Here is a 16,112-nt window from a genome sequence, read left to right on the forward strand (position 1 = left end):
GAAAGGAGATGTTGAAATGAAGCGTATCGTATTTATGGGGACGCCTGATTTTGCTGTACCCGTTTTACAACAATTAATTGCAGATCAATATAATGTGGTGGCTGTAGTCACCCAGCCAGACCGACCGAAAGGGAGAAAGAGGGAAATGACGCCACCACCTGTTAAAGTAGAAGCAGAGCGGCACCATATTCCTGTTCTTCAGCCTGAAAAGATCAAGCATGAATATAAAGATGTATTAGAGTATAATCCAGACCTTATTGTCACAGCTGCATTTGGTCAAATCTTACCAAAAGAATTATTAGAGGTGCCGGAGTATGGCTGTATAAACGTCCATGCATCGATTCTCCCTGAACTAAGAGGAGGAGCGCCGATCCACTACTCTATACTTGAAGGTAAGAAAGAAACTGGTGTCACTATTATGTATATGGTAGAAGCCCTAGATGCAGGGGACATTCTTTCAAAGCGTACAGTAGCGATTGAAGAGGAAGACCACGTTGGTACCCTTCACGATAAGCTTTCAGAAGTGGGGGCAGCACTCTTGCACGACACATTACCTGAATTACTGGATGGTAAGATCACGCCTGTTAAACAGGATGAAAGTCAGGTAACGTTTGCTTCTAATATAAAACGTGAGCAAGAACGTATTAATTGGAATCAAGATGCGGAGACGGTTTACAATCACATACGCGGGTTACACCCATGGCCTGTAGCGTTTACAACTTGGAACGGTAAGCCCATGAAAGTTTGGTGGGGAGTTAAAGTTCAAGACAATTTTGCTGGAAAGCCAGGGGAAGTAGTTCGTTTAGATGAAGATGGATTTGTAGTCGTTTGCGGAAACGGCATGGGAATTAAATTAACAGATATCCAACCTTCTGGGAAAAAACGAATGAGTGCAGGTGACTTTCTAAGAGGGGCAGGTCAATCCCTTCAAAAAGGGGACCTACTAGGTGAAGAAAATGAGTGAAATGGCTCTTAGAAACGCAGCATTAGATATTGTAAGTCGTGTTGGTGAAAATGGGGGATATAGCCATCTTTTAATTCATCAAACAATCGAAAAAAGAGGTCTCTCCGATCGAGATACCTCTTTATTAACGGAAATTGTTTACGGCACGATCCAACGAAAGGATACGTTAGATTACTACATCACACCATTTGTCAAGAATAAGAAGAAGTTAAAACCTTGGGTGCTTTGGCTTCTTTATATGTCCTGTTATCAGATGGTTTACTTAGAGCGTGTGCCGGACCATGCTATTATTCATGAAGCCGTCGAGATTGCGAAGAAACGCGGACATAAGGGCATTGTTTCAATGGTAAATGGAGTGCTCAGAAACCTTCAAAGAAAGGGAGTGCCCTCTCTTGATCAGATTGATGACCCTATTGAACGAGTTGCCATTGAAACAAGTCACCCCAAATGGATGGTCAAACGTTGGAGTGACATGTATGGCCTTGAAGAAACGGCTAAAATGTGCCGACAGAATCTCGAAAGACCGACAATGTCTGTTCGTGTGAATACAACACGTTTCTCAAGAGATCAAGTGATGGAGACGCTAAAAGAAGATGGATTTGACTGCGAAGAATCGATTCTTTCTCCGCAAGGGATTATCATTTTCTCAGGTAACATTCTACACCACTCCATTTTTAAAGAGGGCGGCGTAACCGTTCAAGATGAAAGTTCAATGCTTGTCGCTGAAATGATGAACCTAGAAGAGGGCATGCATGTGCTTGATTCTTGTAGTGCTCCTGGTGGGAAATCGACTCATATAGCTGAGAAGATGAACAATACAGGTCAGGTAGCTTCTTTTGATCTTCACAAGAAGAAAGTAAAGCTCGTAGCAGAAAAGGCGAACCAGCTAGGGTTAACGAATATCTCCACAGCCCAGGCAGATGCGAGACACCTTCCTGAGTTAATCGGGGCTGAATCGTTTGACAGGGTACTATTAGATGCTCCGTGTTCTGGCCTTGGTGTTGTTAGGGGTAAACCAGACATTAAATATTCGAAAACAGAAGACGATATTGATTCATTATCTGCTATTCAAAAAGAGCTTCTTGAATCCGTCAGCGCATTAATGAAAAAACATGGTACACTAGTATATAGCACTTGTACGGTAGATCGGCAGGAGAACGAAGAAGTCATCCAATCTTTTTTAAGCCGTCATCCTGATTTTGAAGTGGACAAAGCTTTCTTTAATGAATTACCTGAAGAATGTAAGGATCTCCCTGGTATCAGTGAATGGGGCCTTCAACTTTTCCCTCAAGACTTTGATACGGATGGGTTCTTCTTAACACGCCTTAAGCGCAAACAATAAGAAGTATTATAAAAATATTTCGACTCTTTTTGGGTACCTATGATTAAGAGGTACTCAAAAGGGGAATTTTTTGTAAAAGATGATAATGCAACAATAGAGATTCGTAGAAATGCTTTCTGGATGAAGCGCTTCTGCTAAAAGTTTATGTGTTGGATGAAAATGGGTAGTCAGTTTAAAGACTTCTCATTTTAAGAATGGTAAACTGACAAGTAATGAACGGGAATTAAAAACGGATAGAAGCCTTCATTAGCTTCTATCGTATTCAGTTTTAATTTAGAGACGAGGTGAAACCCATGAATGGTTATTTTTTAACGGACAAAGGACAAGTCCGGAGCCATAATGAGGATGCTGGGGGAATTTTCTTTAACCAACATAGTCAGGTGTTAGCCGTCGTAGCAGACGGGATGGGTGGGCATAGAGCTGGAGACGTAGCAAGTAATATTGCAACGACTTCTTTACATAACAAGTGGTTTGATGCTCAACCAATCTCTACAGCAGAAGAAGCAGAAAGTTGGCTGCAAGAGACTGTTAAAAGTGTGAACCAAGAATTATTCCAATATGCTCTAAATCATGAAGAATGCAAAGGGATGGGCACAACCATTGTGGCAGCTATTTGTACACAAGAATTCGTTTCTGTTGCTCATATTGGAGATAGCCGCTGCTATCTTTCTAATGAGTTTGGCTTTAAGCAAATAACTGAAGATCACTCTTTGGTTAATGAACTTGTAAGAGCCGGTCAAATTTCTAAAGAAGATGCTGAACACCATCCAAGAAAAAACGTTTTATTAAAAGCGCTTGGTACAGAGTCCGAAACGAGTGTAGACATTAATACAGTCATCTGGGAAGAAGACGATAAGTTGTTACTTTGTTCAGATGGATTATCTAATAAAATGGCAGATGAGGAGCTTGTTGAGTTTGTACAAGAACCCCTCCCTCTTGAGAAAGCGGCTGAAAAACTTGTAACCATTGCAAATGAGCGCGGGGGAGAAGATAATATTTCGTTAGTGCTCGTTCATCATGATGCACCAGCGGAAGAGGGTGTGTCTTAATGCTTAATGGACATCTCTTGAATGATCGTTATGAGATTAAAGAAACGATTGGTGGCGGAGGGATGGCGAACGTCTATTTAGGGCGAGATACAATCCTGAACCGTGACGTAGCTATCAAAGTACTTCGTTTAGAATACGCTAACGATGACGAATTTATAGCCAGGTTTCGAAGAGAAGCGCATTCTGCAACGAGTTTGTCACATCCTAATATAGTTAACATATATGATGTGGGTGAAGAAGAACATATCTATTATATGGTAATGGAGTATGTAGATGGGATGACATTAAAGCAGTACATACAGTCATATGGCCCCCTCGATGTTCAAGAATCTCTTGATATTACGAAACAAATTACAGCCGCCATTACCCATGCTCATGATAATCATATTGTACACAGAGATATTAAACCTCAAAATATATTAATTGATGAATACAAACAAGTAAAAGTGACGGATTTCGGTATTGCGATGGCTTTAAGTGCGACATCATTAACGCAAACCAACTCCGTTTTAGGTTCGGTTCATTACCTGTCCCCTGAACAAGCAAGAGGGGGTATGGCGACCAAAAAGTCTGATATCTATTCTATTGGAATTGTCTTGTTCGAAATGCTTACGGGACGCCTCCCATTTTCTGGGCAATCGCCTGTTTCCATAGCTTTGAAACACTTGCAGAGTGAGACCCCTTCCATGAAAAGATGGAATCCAAACGTGCCTCAAAGTGTGGAGAATATTGTATTAAAGGCAACGGCGAAAGACCCTTTTCATAGGTACGGAGAAATATCAGAAATCGATGAAGACATCGAAACAGCCATGCTTCCTGAAAGGCAAGATGAGCCTAAATTTTCGGTTCCTTTAGACGATGATGAAGAAGTCACTAAAGCAATTCCAATTATTACGAATGATGCTTATCAATCTGAACGAACAGAGGATACTATTATACACCAGACCGACCATACGGAAGTTAGAGCTAACTCTGAGCCCGAATCCCCCGAAAAGCAGCCGTCAAAGAAAAAGCGGAAGTGGAAAGGGTGGGTCTTTGGAATTTTATTCACTTTAATTGGAGCAGGGGTCTTGGCCTTATTTCTTATTCCGGCATTCATGATACCGGATGACGTTGAAGTGACGGATGTAAGCGGGTTGGAGTACGAGGAAGCCCTTAGTCAGCTAATGGAGCTTAACTTGAAAGTTAACCGTGAAGGTGTGAATTCTAATGAAGTAGAAGAAGGAAAGGTCATTCGGACCGAACCGGAAGCTGGTTCAACCGTAAAGGAAGGTTCTGAAATAACGGTTTACTCTAGTTTAGGCAAGGAGAAAGAAGAATTTAAGGATTACGCAGGATCATCTTACGAGGAAACTAAGAAAGAATTAGAGGAGAAAGGGTACAAAAATATTTATCCAAACTTCGAGAATTCATCTGAATACGAAGAAGGTATGATTATTTCTAATGCTAATCCAATAGCAGGGGAAATGGTTCTTCCAGAAGAAACACCTGTCGTGTTTAGGGTTAGTAGTGGTCCAGAAGAAATTGATGTTCCGGGCGTGACAGGAAGCTCTATAGAGGAAGCCAAGTCAACTTTAGGAGATAAACTTAAGCTAGAAGAAGCTGGGCAAGAGTTTAGTACATCGGTTCCTAAAGGTCAAATTATTCGACAAGAGCCCTCTGCTAATCAAGAAGTTGTGGTAGGCTCAACCGTGAAAGTATGGGTTTCAAAAGGACAAGAGCCCCCTTCATATAAGACTATAACGAAGGAATATACGGTAGAAGTCGAACAAAATTCTACTCAAGATGACGATCAGTCAGAAGGTACTACCGGGGAAGACAACGGGGGGCAAGGCGAGCAGAATGAACAACCACAAGCCCCTGTTGAGAAAACGGTTAAAATCTATATCGATGATGAAAATGAAACGATGGATACGCCATATATTGATGAGACAATTACGAAAACGAAAACATTCACGATCCCATTACGGGTGAAACAAGGTTCACCCGCTACTTACAGAGTAGACGTAGACGGTGATACGGTGAAAAAAGAAGAAGTATCCTATGAAGAAGGTGAAGCTGAATAGATGTTAAAGGGCAAAATTGTAAAAGCGCTCAGTGGCTTTTATTATGTGCAGGATGGAAATTCTGTTTATCCATGTAAAGGAAGAGGGAACTTTCGTAAGCGAAAGATCACTCCACTAGTGGGAGATAACGTTTCTTTTGAGATGGATGAGAATGAAGAAGGCTATATTCTAGATATAGACGAAAGAAAGAATGAATTAGTCCGTCCTCCTATCTCAAATATTGACCAGGCTATGATCGTAGCTTCTGTTGTAGAGCCAGAATTTCGAACCATTTTAATGGACCGTTTCCTGGTGCTGATCGAATCCAAAAATATTACCCCTATTATTGTATTAACAAAGACGGATCTTGTAGATGAAGAAGAGCTCGAGAAATTAGCCTCTTATAAAAGGGACTATGAGAAGTTAGGGTATACCGTAATTATTGGCTCCTCAAAAGAGGAAGATGGTTTACAAGATATTACCCCATATTTGGAAGGGAAAACAACCGTCATCGCAGGGCAATCAGGAGTTGGAAAGTCTTCCATGTTAAATTCCCTTAAGCCCCATCTTGATCTTGAAACAAATGATATTTCTAGGAGCCTTGGACGAGGGAAGCACACGACCCGTCATGTTGAATTAATCGAAATGTATGGAGGATTAATTGCAGATACTCCAGGGTTTAGCTCTCTTGAGTTTCAAGAATTAGAATATGACGAATTGCCGGATTGTTTTCCTGAAATGCGTGAGCACGGTGAATATTGCAAATTTCGAGGATGTTTACACAATAAAGAGCCAAAATGTGCAGTTAAAGCAGCCGTAGAAGAAGGTGAAATTCCAACTTACCGCTATGAACATTACTTACAGTTCTTAGAAGAAATACAAAATAGGAAGCCGAGGTATTAAGTTATGACGAAAATTGCACCATCGATATTATCTGCTGACTTTGCAAAGTTAGGAGAAGAAATCAAAGATATAGAAAAAGGTGGAGCCGAGTATGTACACGTGGACGTAATGGATGGTCATTTTGTTCCAAATATTACAATCGGACCACTCATTGTAGACGCGATTAAACCACATACGAACTTGCCGCTTGATGTTCATTTAATGATTGAGAATCCTGACCAGTATATTGCTCAGTTTGCTTCAGCTGGAGCAGATATTATCTCAGTTCATCAGGAGGCTTGTCCGCACCTCCATCGCACCATCCAGCTAATTAAGTCAGAAGGAGTCAAGGCTGGGGTTGTCATTAATCCAGCTACTCCTGTAGAGATGATTAAACCGGTTCTAGCAGATGTTGACTTAGTTCTTCTTATGACTGTAAACCCTGGTTTTGGCGGTCAGAAGTTCATTGAAAGTGTGGTTCCTAAGATTAAAGAAGTAGCAAGCCTTCGAGGAGAGAATGGCTATCACTTTGAAATTGAAGTTGATGGCGGAGTTAAAGAAGGGACAGCCAACACGTGTGTAGAAGCAGGGGCAGATGTTCTTGTGGCTGGAAGTGCAGTTTTTAATAAAGAAGATCGAGGCGAAGCCATTCAAGCGTTGTTGGCTTCTCGCGTTTAATTCTTTTCTTACGTGGTCGGGATGAGGCATTTCCTGACTTCGATTAAAATGAACAAGTCGATAAAAAAGGCTGACCCTTTAGGAATGGGCTCAGCCTTTTTTCATAGACTGTAGAAAGGGTGTAATCATGAAAGGAATCGCAATTGTTGGGGGAGGGCCAGGTGAACATATCCCTGCGTTACACCGATATAAGGAAGAGGAACTTACTTGGATTGGGGCAGATCGCGGAGCTATCACCCTTGTGAATGAAGGCATCTCCCCTGATTATGCCGTTGGAGACTTTGATTCTGTATCGAAAGAAGAGTTAGAAGAAATTAAACATTCATCAAAGGAATTTACTAAACACCCTGCTGAAAAAGATGAGACGGATTTAGAGATTGCAGTTCGTAAAGCTTTATCCTTGGAAGCGGAGGTTATTTATTTCTTTGGAGTTACTGGGGGAAGGCTTGATCATGCTTTAACTAATTTGCAGATTCTTGCACCTCTTGAGAATCAGGGGATCAAGGGAGTTGTGATTGATAAAGGAAATTGGGTTGAATGTAAATCACCAGGAAGGCATGAGGTTTTCAATGACCCTGATTACCCCAATATTTCTTTTATCCCATTCACTCCTGAAGTACGTGGATTAACACTAGGCGGTTTTTATTATCCTTTAGAAAATGCCTATGTTCCATGGGGCTCTACGCTGTGTGTGTCGAATAAGCTTATTTCAGAAAAAGGTACTTTTTCATTTGAGCATGGCATACTATTACTAATAAAGAGCCGAGATGTACTAAGTGAATCCAGGAAGTCCTAAGGCTATGAAAGGTCATTGTATGTTAGAGGAGGGGGACCAGTTGAAATTTTATACCATTAAACTCCCACGCTTCATTGGTGGTTTCGTGCGCGTCATCATAGGTACCTTCAAAAAAGACTAACGGCGTACGGCGTCTAAAATGTTCTTATTCGTTGTAATCCTTTATCTGTGAAATACAAAAAAAGCACCCCGAAGGGTGCTTTTTTTGTATGGTAAAATGGGTAGCGATTAAACGCGTTGGATTTTACCGGATTTAAGAGCACGTGTTGAAACGTAAACTTTTTGAGGTTTACCATCGATCATAACACGTACTTTTTGTACGTTTGATTTAAATTGACGTTTACTAGCGTTCATAGCGTGTGAACGGTTGTTTCCAGTAGTTGTTTTACGGCCTGTAACGACACATTTACGACTCATAATTTTCCCTCCTACTTGCACTAAAGCTTTCATGTATATCTTCAAATACTTATTTAATTTATCATACAGCCATGAAGATTTCAACAGGTTTGACGAAATATATCAAGAAAAGTCACTTGACAGATAAAATGTTTTCGTCCATTGTTAAATAGGGTTTTCATGAGCTTTTACACAAGAAGCTTTTCTTTTTGTGTAGTTTTTTGCAATTTGTGTCGGATTTCTTCCAGACAACCAGTACTTTTAAATTCAGTCTCGTTATAGTAAAATGACGTTAAGTATGGAAGAGAACGAAGGAGGATCCAATATGTCCATTGATTTAAATACAAATTTTGGTCATGTAACCATTACAAACGAAGTCATTGCTACCGTTGCAGGTGGTGCAGCTGTAGAATGTTACGGAATTGTAGGTATGGCTTCAAAGAATCAAATTAAAGATGGCCTTACTGAAATACTGCGAAAAGAAAACTTCGCTCGCGGAGTAATCGTGCGTCAGGAAGAAGAAGAAACACATATTGATATGTATATTATCGTAAGCTATGGAACAAAGATTTCAGAGGTTGCCTCTAATGTACAATCACAAGTGAAATATACATTAAATAAAACAGTTGGCTTGTCCGTAGACTCTGTAAATATTTACGTTCAGGGTGTGCGTGTTTCAAATGATTAATTGACAAGTTAGTGGATGATGAAGGAGGAAGTCGGAGTGACGATAAGGACGTTAGATGGAGCAACGTTTGCAGAAATGGTGCTCTCCGGAGCAAACCATTTAACAAACAATGCGAATATGATCGACGCTCTTAATGTATTCCCTGTTCCAGATGGAGATACAGGTACAAATATGAATTTATCAATGACATCAGGAGCGAATGAAGTAAGGAATGTACAAGCTGACCATGTCGGTGAAGTAGCAAAAAGCTTAGCGAAAGGTTTGTTGATGGGGGCACGCGGAAATTCAGGTGTTATCTTATCCCAACTTTTCAGAGGTTTTTCGAAAGCTATTGAAGATAAAGAAACCATTACAACAGTTGACTTTGCAGAAGCAATGAACCAGGGTGTTAAGACTGCTTATAAAGCCGTAATGAAACCTGTAGAAGGAACGATCCTTACCGTTGCTAAAGATTCTGCTGAAGCCGCTTACAAAATTGCGGAGCAGGAAGAAGACATTGTAGTCTTTATGGAAGAGATGATTAACCACGCAAAATCTTCCTTAAAGCGTACTCCAGAGCTATTACCTGTTCTGAAAGAAGTTGGAGTAGTGGATAGTGGTGGCCAAGGTCTAGTTACGATCTATGAAGGATTCCTAGCTAATTTAAAAGGTGAGGAATTGCCAGCTACAAACGAAGCCGGACCAACTATGAATGATATGGTTAATGCCGAACACCATAAACTTGCTCAGGACTATATGAGTACAGATGAAATTGAATTTGGTTACTGTACTGAATTTATGGTGAAATTCGAACAAGAGAAATTATCTCAACACCCTTATGATGAAGAAGCATTCAGACAAGACTTAAGCAAACTTGGTGATTCGTTGCTTGTAGTTTCTGATGAAGAACTCATCAAAGTCCATGTGCATGCTGAAACACCAGGTGACGCCTTAACACTAGGACAACGTTACGGAAGTCTTGTGAATATGAAGATTGAGAATATGCGTGAACAGCACACTTCTATTGTAGGTGAACAAAAGAAAGAACAGCCTGTGAAGAAAGAAAAGGCTGACTTCGCGATTGTAACCGTTGCGATGGGTAGTGGCATTAAAGAAATGTTTGAAAGTCTTGGAGCTACTGTTGTCATTGAAGGTGGACAAACTATGAATCCAAGTACACAAGACATTACAAATGCAATTGAAGAAGCACATGCGAAAAAAGTCATCGTACTACCGAATAACAAGAATATCGTAATGGCAGCTGAACAAGCTGCGGAGCTTGCTGATGATCATGTTGTCGTGGTTCCGACAAAGACGGTTCCACAAGGTATGAGTGCACTGCTTGCCTTCCATCCGGAACAATCGATTGAAGATAATCAAGAAGGAATGAAGGAAGCTGCTAATTCCGTTAAAACAGGTCAGTTAACGTATGCTGTACGTGACACCCAGATTGATGGAATGACGATTGAAAAAGGGAATTTCATGGGCATTTTAGAAAGTAGCATTTCTTCTACCCATCAGGATAAACTTGAAGCTGCAAAACAACTTCTTCGAGACATGATTGATGAAGAAGAAGATGAAATTCTCACCATCCTGCAAGGTGAGGACGCCACTTCAGAAGAAGTAGAGGCGCTTGAAAGCTTCTTAGAAGAAAACTTTGAGGACCTCGAAGTAGAAGTTTATAAGGGTAATCAACCGATCTATTCCTTTATTTTCTCTGTTGAATAAGAGGTTGAAGAAGATGAAGTAGTTCGATGGAAGGGAGCAAGACGCGTGGCTCTTCAATCGGACTGCTTTTTATTTTACTTATGCCATTTATATGGAGGTTCTTAAAAATTGGCTGTGTTAAAGTTGGTTGTTGATTTTTTACACGTTACATTTTAGTCCCTAATATGGAGTGCCGGAAAGTGAGTATGTTTCCGTTAGCGTTAGTCTGAGCGTAAGGTGGTTCGGGAAATCACTCGCTTCCCCATACACCCTAAGCACTAGTCAGTGAAGACGGCCCCATCTAAACTTAAATATCTCAGCTTTGGGTATTGAACAATCCTATAAAATAACAACACTAATATAACAGAACCTAAAAATTAAAAGAGCATTGAACCGAAAAGGGGTTCAATGCTCTTTATTTGCATTCAGAAGGCTTATTTATAACCCTAATGCTTTAATAATAAATTCGGTTAAGAACATACCTGCAATAATAACTACAGGAAGAGTAACCTTATTTCTTTGTCCGCTTGCCATTTTAACGATAGGGTAAGCGATAAAGCCAAATGCCATTCCATCTGCGATGCTATTCGTAAACGGAATCATCACAATGATTAAAAAGGCAGGCATGGCTTCTGTTAAATCATCGAAGGCAATATGACGGACGTTTTGAACCATTAGTGCACCTACAATAATTAAAATAGGGCTAATGGCCATGGAAGGAATCCATGATATAAACGGGATTAGTCCAAGGGTAAGCAAAAACAATAGACCTGTTGTGATGGCTGCTTTACCAGTTCGGCCATTTGATGCAATCGTTGCGGCGCTTTCTGCTGAAGAAACTGTTGGGGAAGTTCCAAAGAAAGCGCATGTAAATGCCGAGAAAGCCGTTGATTGAAATGAGCGTTTGAACTTGCTCATATCCCCGGCCATGGAAAGCTGTCCATTGATAAGTCCCATATTTTCAAATACAAGAACGATCGTTAGTGGAAAGACACCTAACCAAAAAGCGAGTTCATCAATAGCTGAAAATGATGGGAGGAACATCCATTCTGCGTCCCATACAATGCTCGTTGTGCCTCCATCTAAAATTCCGAAGAAATAGGCTAGTGCGGTTCCAAATCCCATTGTTAACAGAAAATGGCCGGGAACATTTTTAATGAAAAGGAAAATCCCTGCTGCTAGAGTTAGCAAACTAACTAGCACGGTTGGGGAAGTGAAATGACCTAATTCGATCAAAGAATGTTCGCCTTGTGTAATCAAACCGCCTTTTTCTAAACCGATAAACGTCAAAAATAAGCCTAAACCGACTGTAATCGCGTGTTTTAAAGAATCTGGTATGGCCTCTTGGAGCCATGAACCAAGCTTCGTTAGCGCAATTATGATGAAAAGGACGGATGAAACAAGTACGACGCCTAAACCTTCTTGGAAAGAAAGTCCACCACCTTGGACAATGGAATAAGCGAATAAAGCATTTACTCCCATTCCAGGAATGAGAATCATCGGTGCATTCGCAAAGAATCCAATGATTAAGCAACCTACAAAGCTGGCTAAAATAGTCGCGATCATACCGGCTTGATAACTGATACCCGCTTCACTTAGGATCGAACCGTTAACAGCTACTATATAAACGGTAGTTAAATAGCCAATAAGACCTGCCATCATCTCGGTTTTTAAGGATGTTTTTGCTTCTTGTAATCCAGGGTTTTGTTGTTTCATGTAAACCCCTCAATATGAAATTGCCCTCTCCCACCCGATTATGACGTACATAATCCACAAATTATAATTATAGGGAAGTCTGTTTATTTTATCAACTACTCTTCATACTCGAACGCGTTTATTTTTGTTATAATAGAATCGTCTGATCTCAAAATCTCTCAAGTATTGAATGCGCTTACATCTCTAGGTGTAAAACTTATAAATAAAAAATGAATGATAGGATGGTGGTACAAATGAAGTTTAAATCCGTTTTTGATATTATTGGGCCTGTTATGATAGGCCCTTCAAGTTCCCACACTGCTGGAGCTGCTCGTATTGGAAGAGTGGCTCGAACATTGTTTGGTCGTGAGCCCAAATGGGTGACCGTTCATTTGTATGGTTCTTTCGCAAAAACGTATAAAGGCCATGGAACAGACGTGGCCATAGTTGGGGGAGTACTTGATTTTGAAACGTGGGATACTCGAATTAGTACATCTCTCGATCTTGCGAAAGAAAAGGGGATTAAGGTGCGTTTTGAAGTAGAAGATGCTCATACAGACCACCCTAATACGGCTCGGGTTCGAATTGGTGATGAGCAAGGAGACCTTGAGTTAGTCGGAATCTCCATTGGTGGAGGGAAAGCGGAAATAACAGAATTAAATGGCTTTGAATTAAGACTCTCTGGTAACCATCCCGCTATTTTGGTTATGCATAATGATCGCTTTGGCTCTATTGCTTCTGTTACCCAGACCCTTGCTAAACATGAAATTAATATTGGGCATATGGAAGTGTCAAGGAAAGAAATGGGGAAAGAAGCGCTAATGGTTATAGAAGTCGACCAGAATGTGAGCGATGATCTCTTAAGAGAGCTTGAGAGTTGTGACCATATCTTACAGGTAGCGAAAGTCGTTGATTAATAGATAAGAGGAGGAATTGGTAGTGAAAATTTTATTTCGAAATGTAGCGGAGTTAATTGAAAGATGTGAAAGTGAAGGGGTTTCGATCTCAGAACTTATGATTCAGCAGGAAATGGCTGTACGTGAACGTTCCCGGGAAGAAGTCTTTGGGCAAATGGAAGAGAATCTGAAAGTTATGGAAGATGCTGTGGAAGAAGGGTTAAAAGGAGTACGATCTCATTCTGGCCTTACAGGTGGAGATGCCGTGCTGATTCAAAACTATATACAAAATCATACCCCGCTTTCTGGGAATCTGCTTATGGATGCCGTGAGTAAAGCTGTTGCTACGAATGAAGTGAATGCGGCGATGGGGACAATCTGTGCAACACCAACAGCCGGAAGTGCCGGCTGCGTACCGGGTACTCTTTTTGCTGTGAAAAATCAATTAAAGCCGACGCGTGAACAAATGGTCAGGTACCTATTTACATCCGGGGCTTTTGGGTTTGTTGTAGCCAATAACGCATCCATTTCAGGCGCTGCAGGTGGTTGCCAGGCTGAAGTTGGTTCTGCTGCGGGCATGGCGGCGGCTGCCATTGTTGAAATGGCAGGAGGAACACCTGCTCAATCGGCTGAGGCAATGGCGATTACCCTTAAGAATATGCTAGGGTTAGTGTGTGATCCTGTTGCGGGTCTTGTTGAGGTCCCATGTGTGAAACGTAATGCTATGGGTGCTTCAAACGCAGTTGTTGCTGCAGATATGGCATTAGCAGGGGTAACTAGTCGCATACCTTGTGATGAAGTTATTGATGCGATGTATAAGATTGGTCAAACAATGCCTGTAGCTCTTAGAGAAACGGCTCAAGGTGGTTTAGCAGCTACACCTACTGGACGTGAATTAGAAGCTAAGGTATATGGAATAAACTTAAAAAGTGAGTGAGGCAAGTGTTACAACAATCGGTTTTACAATTGTCGGGTGTGGGAGAAAAGACAGGAGAAACGTTAAATGAAATGGGAATCTTCACAATTGAAGATTTCCTGTTTTATTTTCCTTTTCGTTATGATGTTCACGAGGTAAAGCCGTTAACCGAACTTGTACACGATGAAAAAGCTACGATTGAAGGGGAGGTTGTAGGAGAACCTTCCCTTACCTTTTTTGGAAAGAAGAAATCACGCTTAACAATTACGTTACAAGTAGAGCAGTTTGCAGTAAAAGCCGTCATGTTTAATCGTGCATTTGCTAAGAAACAGCTCCAGCCTGGTGATACAGTTACGGTTACGGGAAAGTGGGACCAACATCGCTTGCAAATAACAGTGAGTCAGTATTACAAAGGAAGAGCCAAATCAAATACACCCATTCAGCCTGTTTATTCATTAAAAGGGAATATGAAAATGCCGACTTTTAAAAAATGGATGAAAACAGCTGTTGATCAATATGGCTCGTACATAGATGAGATCTTACCTTCGTCGTACCTTGAGGCTTATAAGTTACCAGAACGTGCTCAGGCCTTAAACGGCATGCACTTTCCTGAAAGCCGGGTCATGTTAAAACATGCAAAACGTCGATTTATATATGAGGAATTTTTGTTATTCCAATTGAAAATGCAACTTTTAAGGAAAATCAAACGGGAAGCTACAACGGGCAATGCTCAAGCCTTTGATAAGGAAAAAGTCGCCGAATTTACGAATGATTTGCCATTTAAGCTAACAGGAGCACAATCTAAAAGCCTTAAAGAAATTTTGAAAGATATGAGTTCGCCTTATCGAATGAATCGATTATTACAAGGGGATGTTGGGTCTGGTAAAACAGCTGTAGCAGCTATTGCTTTATATGCAACAATAACCTCTGGGAAACAAGGTTCTCTTATGGTCCCGACAGAAATCCTGGCTGAACAGCATCACGAATCACTTCAAGAATTGTTTGGTGATCAAGCCAATGTTGTCCTGCTTACCGGTAGTGTGAAGGGGAAACGACGTAGAGAAATCGTTGCACAAATTGCAAATCATGAAGCAGACATTATTATAGGGACCCACGCTTTAATTCAAGAAGAAGTCGTCTTTAGTGACCTTGGACTTGCGATTATTGATGAACAGCATCGCTTCGGAGTGGAGCAGCGTAGGACGTTGAGAGACAAAGGATTAATGCCTGACGTACTATTTATGACAGCTACACCGATCCCTCGAACACTTGCGATTACAGCCTTTGGAGATATGGATGTTTCCGTAATTGATGAAATGCCAGCCGGGCGGAAAGCGGTAGAGACGTATTGGGTGAAAGACCAAATGCTTGACCGCGTGCTAACCTTTATTCAAAAAGAGGTGGACGAAGGACGCCAAGCCTACGTCATTAGTCCTTTAATTGAGGAATCGGACAAGCTTGATATACAAAATGCCGTGGATCTATATCATCAGTTAACAGCATATTTCCCATCTACCGTTCGTGTGGGGCTCATGCATGGACGCCTAACAGCTGAAGAAAAAGAAGATGTGATGAAGCAATATGCGAATAACGAGGTCCAAGTTCTCGTTTCCACAACAGTAGTTGAGGTAGGTGTGAACGTTCCCAACGCTACGGTTATGCTTATCTATGATGCTGATCGGTTTGGATTATCGCAGCTGCACCAGCTTAGAGGGCGAGTTGGCCGTGGGAGCCATCAGAGTTATTGCATCCTGCTTGCTGATCCAAAAGGGGATGTCGGGAAAGAACGGATGAGGATCATGTGTGAAACCACGAATGGATTTGAACTGTCTGAGCATGATTTAAAACTTAGAGGGCCTGGAGACTTCTTTGGGAGAAAGCAAAGTGGCGTGCCTGAGTTTAAAGTGGCCGATATGGTTCATGATTACCGCGCGTTAGAAACAGCAAGGCAAGATGCTCAGAAAATGATAGAAGAAGATCACTTTAAAGAGGACCCTTCTCTAAAGCCGTTGTTTGATATTTTAATGAATGACCCCATTTTAAAAGGCGAAGTGTTGGATTAATGAAACAACCCTTGCA

At 41.1% G+C, this 16,112-nt stretch carries 15 protein-coding genes; 13 read left to right on the forward strand and 2 right to left on the reverse strand.

Going from position 1 to position 16,112, the window contains the following annotated elements; all coding sequences use genetic code 11:
- Window positions 1-16: 16 nt before the first annotated feature.
- From fmt to spoVM, 8 genes are all read left to right on the forward strand, one after another.
- Window positions 17-964, forward strand: a complete 948-nt coding sequence (fmt, locus tag QNI29_RS09710) for a methionyl-tRNA formyltransferase (protein WP_231416299.1) — start codon at window positions 17-19, stop codon at window positions 962-964.
- Entirely contained in the window at window positions 957-2,306 is a 1,350-nt protein-coding gene (gene rsmB / locus QNI29_RS09715) for a 16S rRNA (cytosine(967)-C(5))-methyltransferase RsmB (RefSeq protein WP_231417552.1), read from the forward strand. The genes fmt and rsmB overlap by 8 nt, the downstream gene beginning before the upstream one ends.
- 293 nt (window positions 2,307-2,599) lie before the next feature.
- Window positions 2,600-3,355 carry a Stp1/IreP family PP2C-type Ser/Thr phosphatase gene (locus tag QNI29_RS09720; RefSeq protein WP_231416300.1) on the forward strand — a complete coding sequence of 252 codons (756 nt, stop codon included), beginning with the start codon at window positions 2,600-2,602 and terminating at the stop codon, window positions 3,353-3,355.
- On the forward strand, window positions 3,355-5,421 hold the full coding sequence (gene pknB / locus QNI29_RS09725) for a Stk1 family PASTA domain-containing Ser/Thr kinase (RefSeq protein ID WP_231416301.1): 2,067 nt from the start codon (window positions 3,355-3,357) through the stop codon (window positions 5,419-5,421). Before QNI29_RS09720 ends, pknB begins: the two co-directional genes overlap by 1 nt.
- Window positions 5,422-6,303, forward strand: a complete 882-nt coding sequence (gene rsgA, locus QNI29_RS09730) for a ribosome small subunit-dependent GTPase A (RefSeq protein WP_231416302.1) — start codon at window positions 5,422-5,424, stop codon at window positions 6,301-6,303.
- A gap of 3 nt (window positions 6,304-6,306) precedes the next feature.
- Entirely contained in the window at window positions 6,307-6,960 is a 654-nt protein-coding gene (gene rpe, locus QNI29_RS09735) for a ribulose-phosphate 3-epimerase (protein ID WP_231416303.1), read from the forward strand.
- A gap of 127 nt (window positions 6,961-7,087) precedes the next feature.
- Window positions 7,088-7,756 (forward strand): thiamine diphosphokinase, encoded by a 669-nt coding sequence (locus QNI29_RS09740; RefSeq protein WP_231416304.1) that lies wholly within the window; start codon window positions 7,088-7,090, stop codon window positions 7,754-7,756.
- A gap of 40 nt (window positions 7,757-7,796) precedes the next feature.
- Window positions 7,797-7,877: a stage V sporulation protein SpoVM gene (gene spoVM / locus QNI29_RS09745; RefSeq protein ID WP_019376515.1), complete on the forward strand. Its 81-nt coding sequence runs from the start codon at window positions 7,797-7,799 to the stop codon at window positions 7,875-7,877.
- Window positions 7,878-7,984: 107 nt separating this feature from the next.
- On the opposite strand, the gene rpmB is transcribed toward spoVM, so the two are convergent.
- The gene (gene rpmB / locus QNI29_RS09750) at window positions 7,985-8,173 is read right to left on the reverse strand and encodes a 50S ribosomal protein L28 (protein WP_231416305.1); all 189 of its coding nucleotides are present in this window, start codon (window positions 8,171-8,173) and stop codon (window positions 7,985-7,987) included.
- A gap of 304 nt (window positions 8,174-8,477) precedes the next feature.
- On the opposite strand from rpmB, the gene QNI29_RS09755 reads away from it, so the two are divergent.
- Both QNI29_RS09755 and QNI29_RS09760 read left to right on the forward strand, forming a co-directional pair.
- Window positions 8,478-8,840, forward strand: coding sequence for an Asp23/Gls24 family envelope stress response protein (locus tag QNI29_RS09755; protein WP_188656032.1), 363 nt, complete (start codon window positions 8,478-8,480; stop codon window positions 8,838-8,840).
- Between the two features lie 36 nt (window positions 8,841-8,876).
- Window positions 8,877-10,547 (forward strand): DAK2 domain-containing protein, encoded by a 1,671-nt coding sequence (locus QNI29_RS09760; RefSeq protein WP_231416306.1) that lies wholly within the window; start codon window positions 8,877-8,879, stop codon window positions 10,545-10,547.
- 417 nt (window positions 10,548-10,964) lie between these two features.
- On the opposite strand, the gene QNI29_RS09765 is transcribed toward QNI29_RS09760, so the two are convergent.
- Complete coding sequence (locus QNI29_RS09765; RefSeq protein WP_231416307.1) at window positions 10,965-12,242, reverse strand: NCS2 family permease; 1,278 nt, start codon at window positions 12,240-12,242, stop codon at window positions 10,965-10,967.
- Between the two features lie 233 nt (window positions 12,243-12,475).
- Between QNI29_RS09765 and sdaAB the strand changes: the two genes are divergently transcribed.
- Genes sdaAB through recG form a run of 3 tightly spaced genes read left to right on the forward strand, consistent with a single transcriptional unit; the run spans window position 12,476 to window position 16,096 of the window.
- Window positions 12,476-13,138 (forward strand): L-serine ammonia-lyase, iron-sulfur-dependent subunit beta, encoded by a 663-nt coding sequence (gene sdaAB, locus QNI29_RS09770; RefSeq protein WP_231416308.1) that lies wholly within the window; start codon window positions 12,476-12,478, stop codon window positions 13,136-13,138.
- A 28-nt stretch (window positions 13,139-13,166) separates the two neighbouring features.
- A complete protein-coding gene (gene sdaAA / locus QNI29_RS09775) occupies window positions 13,167-14,054 on the forward strand; it encodes an L-serine ammonia-lyase, iron-sulfur-dependent, subunit alpha (protein ID WP_231417553.1) in 888 nt (295 codons plus the stop codon).
- On the forward strand, window positions 14,051-16,096 hold the full coding sequence (gene recG / locus QNI29_RS09780) for an ATP-dependent DNA helicase RecG (protein ID WP_370635418.1): 2,046 nt from the start codon (window positions 14,051-14,053) through the stop codon (window positions 16,094-16,096). Before sdaAA ends, recG begins: the two co-directional genes overlap by 4 nt.
- Window positions 16,097-16,112 lie beyond the last annotated feature (16 nt).

The organism is Pontibacillus chungwhensis (assembly GCF_030166655.1).
Classification (GTDB): domain Bacteria; phylum Bacillota; class Bacilli; order Bacillales; family BH030062; genus Pontibacillus.